Annotated in this window: 6 protein-coding genes, 1 pseudogene and 2 riboswitches; of the genes and pseudogenes, 5 read left to right on the plus strand and 2 right to left on the minus strand. The window is 36.9% G+C overall.

All coding sequences use genetic code 11. The annotated features are described in order from the left end of the window. On the plus strand, nucleotides 1–459 hold a 459-nt coding region (locus ABY905_RS14690), incomplete at its 5' end, for a tetratricopeptide repeat protein (protein ID WP_372645202.1). A 79-nt stretch (nucleotides 460–538) separates the two neighbouring features. Here ABY905_RS14690 and ABY905_RS14695 read toward each other — a convergent pair. Then, nucleotides 539–1,096 carry a PepSY-associated TM helix domain-containing protein gene (locus ABY905_RS14695; RefSeq protein WP_372645204.1) on the minus strand — a complete coding sequence of 186 codons (558 nt, stop codon included), beginning with the start codon at nucleotides 1,094–1,096 and terminating at the stop codon, nucleotides 539–541. Next, nucleotides 1,068–1,604, minus strand: a complete 537-nt coding sequence (locus ABY905_RS14700) for a hypothetical protein (protein WP_372645206.1) — start codon at nucleotides 1,602–1,604, stop codon at nucleotides 1,068–1,070. The genes ABY905_RS14695 and ABY905_RS14700 overlap by 29 nt, the downstream gene beginning before the upstream one ends. 250 nt (nucleotides 1,605–1,854) lie before the next feature. On the opposite strand from ABY905_RS14700, the gene ABY905_RS14705 reads away from it, so the two are divergent. From ABY905_RS14705 to ABY905_RS14720, 4 genes and pseudogenes are all read left to right on the plus strand, one after another. Next, nucleotides 1,855–2,094, plus strand: coding sequence for a hypothetical protein (locus ABY905_RS14705; protein WP_372645207.1), 240 nt, complete (start codon nucleotides 1,855–1,857; stop codon nucleotides 2,092–2,094). Between the two features lie 58 nt (nucleotides 2,095–2,152). Continuing rightward, nucleotides 2,153–2,249: riboswitch (TPP riboswitch) on the plus strand. Nucleotides 2,250–2,296: 47 nt separating this feature from the next. After that, nucleotides 2,297–2,387, plus strand: a riboswitch (TPP riboswitch). Nucleotides 2,388–2,422: 35 nt separating this feature from the next. After that, on the plus strand, nucleotides 2,423–2,623 hold the full coding sequence (gene thiS, locus ABY905_RS14710) for a sulfur carrier protein ThiS (RefSeq protein WP_372645208.1): 201 nt from the start codon (nucleotides 2,423–2,425) through the stop codon (nucleotides 2,621–2,623). A 33-nt stretch (nucleotides 2,624–2,656) separates the two neighbouring features. Then, on the plus strand, nucleotides 2,657–3,919 hold the full coding sequence (locus tag ABY905_RS14715; RefSeq protein WP_372645209.1) for a thiamine phosphate synthase: 1,263 nt from the start codon (nucleotides 2,657–2,659) through the stop codon (nucleotides 3,917–3,919). Further along, a pseudogene (locus ABY905_RS14720) lies at nucleotides 3,907–4,068 on the plus strand (hypothetical protein); the annotation flags it as partial. The gene ABY905_RS14715 and the pseudogene ABY905_RS14720, both read left to right, overlap by 13 nt.

The following is a 4,068-nucleotide window of genomic DNA, read 5'->3' on the forward strand; positions in this document are numbered from 1 at the left end:
AGAGATGCATTCATACTAATTAACCGTGCTTTTTACGAAACAGGCAACAGAAGTTCGCAACTTGAGTATTTGAAAAAGGCAAAATCGATTTATACCGATGATGATGAATTTCCTTATCACCTTGGTAAAATATATCAGAAGGAAAACAAACTGAAAGCAGCCATTGCTGAATACGATACAGCCATCAAGTTCAGTAAAATTAATGGAGAAGATTATGAAATTGTATACGACTATTATGCCAACAGAGGTATCTGTTTTTTGAAACAAAATTTATTTACCAAGGCAGTAGCAGATTTCGATTATGCGATAAAACTGAATGATATGAAAGGTAGTATCTATACCAATAGAGGCATTGCCTTATTCCAAATGAAAAAGAAAGAGGAAGCTTGTAAGAGTTGGGAAAAGGCTCTGGAATTAGGCCAAAATGTAGAACAATACCTCAAAAAATATTGCAAATAATATTAATATAACCCACTAAAAAAAGCTCATCGAAAGCAAAGGGCTTTCAATGAGCTTTAATCATATTCTCTGACGTGGCTTACAAAAAGAAGAGAAAAGGAATAAGAATGCCAATGGCGATTAACCATTTACCTATTCCCATAATGCCTTTTTTCCCAGGAACCATAAACATTCCCGAAAGAGCAAAAAGGAGCAAGGCTATGGCAAAAATATCGGCCATTAAGATCCATCCTGTTTTACTGTTGTAATGCAGTTTATTCATAAAATAAACCCATAGTTTTTTTTCATATACTTCAAAACTAAGCTCACCGCTTATCGGATCGTAAGTTCCCAAACCACCTTTTAGGTAGACATTGTATTTGTCGCCTCCTGGTATGATTCTATTCAAAGGATAATCTGATATAGTCTCCTTCCAATAAGCCGTTAATTGATCCGGACTAAGACTAGAGGCTAATTGATAAGTAACATGCTCTGTCTTATAGGCTGGATCTTCACCTTTCTTTTTATGATTCAATATAATGCCCGAGATGGCATAAATAAGGGTTATTCCAACAAAGAAGTACCCCAAATATCGGTGAGTTAATCTTAGCCACTTGCGTATATTTTTCTTACTCCACAACTTCATAACTTGTTCCATCTACATAATAAATAGCATAATAATCTTTGTTGTTGGCTTTCATCCAAGCTCGCATTTCCTTGATATTAGCCATCTCCGAACTACACTGCTTTCCGCCTTCTTCGTCTTTGTGCTTCTCTTTCACGTCAGTCTCCCACTCATCAATCTCAGAAGTTGCTAACCTTTTCTCACGAAGGATACCAGTCACCAATAAATCGTTACCCGCAATTTCCTTATTAAATCCTTCAAGATTACCAGTGGCTTCAACTCGAATAGATAGATTCCCGTCGGCACTTTTCAAAATACAACGTTTTCCCGAATGTGCACAAACATGATTCACAAGACCTTTAAATTTGATCTCCTGTCCTACTTTATTAGCAGCAACAGCCATCACTTGTTCAATATTAAGTGTTAGAGATGCTCCCTCTGTTAACACTGCGGCTTCGGTTTTTTGTTTCTTAGAATCAGACTGTGTAAAATTACAAGACAGTAATGCCAGGCATAAAGCCAATAAACTTAAATACTTCATCGATTTTGAGATTTAGGATTAAACACTTATTTGTTTTATCGTTTTGCTTTTGAATAACAAACCTAAGATTTACTGAACATATTTCCTAGCATTATAACAATTCGTTAACAACATAAAACAAGACAAAAAACTCTGATTCTATTGGTCATTAACGAAAGAACTAACTCCAGAAATATTCAAAGCCTCAAACTAAATACTTCTGGCTATCTTTACAATCTGAAACTATTTATTCACACATATAAAACATAGCATGAACCAAGACGACTTCGATAAAATGAAAGAAATCAAAAAAGAAAATAAAGAAGCCTACAAACCTTGGACAAGGAAGGATGATGATGAAATGCTCAATCTATTTTTCGATGGTGTAAGCGTTGCTAACATAGCTATGAAATTGAATAGAACCAAAGGTGCTATTCGTGCTAAAATTAGAAAAATGGAGCTCACTCAGATTAAGAAAAAACCTTCAAGCACATCAGGTAACACAAAATAATAATTTGAAACTAAAAGTACTTAGTCTTTAATTATTAAAATATTTCCATACATTTGACAACGTTTTACGGGGGTGCCTTAAATAACAGGCTGAGATTATACCCTTAATAACCTGATGCGGATAATGCCGCCGAAGGGAGTTGATACCAGTTTGTTTTTGTTTACCAGCCTTCTGTAAAACACACATTTTTTTATTGAACTTAGTAACTGATAAGGGGTGCCCTATGGGCTGAGATAATACCCTCATAACCTGATGCGGATTATACCGATGTAGGGATATCAAGTCAATTGGCCAGCGCCTCTTCTCATTTACTACAAAACAAACTCGTATGAAGATTTTTGTAAATGATGATAGCGTCACTATCGCCGAACATTCTAATATTTCGCAGCTACTCGCCCAGCTAACATTCCCAAGCAAAGGTATAGCCATTGCTATCGGACACAAAATTATTCCCTTAAGTCAATGGGATAATTACCTCCTTAAAGAAAATGATAAAGTTTTGTTGATCCGCGCCACTCAAGGCGGTTAATCTAATATTCAATAAAACTTATATCTCAATCCTATGTTACCAATAGTTATTACACCTCCTGAAATTATTCAGAATGAAGTACACTTATGGGAAGCTCTCTTTTTAACAGGGCTTCAGCGACTGCATATACGAAAACCTCATGCATCAGTCTTACAGATAAAAAATATACTGACTTGCTTGCCAGCAGAATACCATTCCCGTGTGATTCTTCACCAACACCATAAACTGTGTAAAGATTTTAAGCTTGGCGGCATTCATTATAAAGGCAACAGTCAAGCTGAAGAAAATTTAGCAGAACATAAAAGCTTAAGCCGAAGTAAATCTTGCCATACGCCACTAGAGGTTTTAAACAATTATAAGACTCACGATTATGTCTTTCTGAGCCCTATCTTCAATTCAATCTCAAAAAAAGGCTATTCCTCTGCTTTTTATTCAGATGAGATCAAAACATTCTTTCAAGATCATCCAGAAATTAAGAACTGTATTGCCCTTGGCGGTATCGACAAGTATAATATTCAAAGCTGTTTCGATTTCGGTTTTATGAGCTGTGCCCTACTGGGAGCTATATGGGAAGGTGATCATCTCACTCCAGATCTTGTATCAAATCGCTTTCGAAACATTCAAGCTAATGCCAAACCGATAATAGAGAATTCATCCATTTCTAGTTTTCAATTCATCACTAACGATTTTTCTAAACTAGACGAATTAGAACAAATTAAACAGGTTTGTGAAGCTGGGGCTAATTGGGTGCAGCTTCGTTTAAAGAATCGGTCGGAACACGACATTATACGCTTGGGTAAACAAGTTGCCGAAATCTGCCGTCAATATCAAGCCACGTTTATTCTTAACGATCATGCCCATCTGGTAAAGGAAATTGGAGCTCATGGCATTCACTTAGGCAAGGCAGACATGTCTCCAATTGAAGCACGAAAACTTTTGGGTTCAGACTTGATTATTGGAGGGACAGCTAACAATATGGATGATGTTCGGAAACTATACAAAGCAGGAGTCAATTATATCGGATTGGGTCCCTTTCGTTTTACACAAACAAAAAAAAATCTGGCTCCAGTCTTGGGCTTGAAAGGCTATTCTAGAATCATTAAACAATGTCGGGAAGAAAATATCAAACTACCCATTGTTGCTATTGGAGGTATTCAAATTAATGATGTACCCGCCCTTATGGCAAGTGGTCTGCATGGCATTGCCCTCTCCTCATCCATCACAATGGCTGAGAATATTAACAACACAACAAGAAACTACCTTAAACAAATAACACCCGCATCATGCAAAAACTAACTATTTCGGGACAGGAATTCAATTCCCGTCTCTTTCTTGGAACCGGAAAGTTCAGTTCCAATCAACTCATGGAACAGGTACTTATCGCCTCAGGCAGCGAAATGGTAACCACTGCACTCCGAAGAGTGGACATCCAGAACCCTGAAGAT

Source organism: Ancylomarina sp. (assembly GCF_041555295.1).
GTDB lineage: Bacteria > Bacteroidota > Bacteroidia > Bacteroidales > Marinifilaceae > Ancylomarina.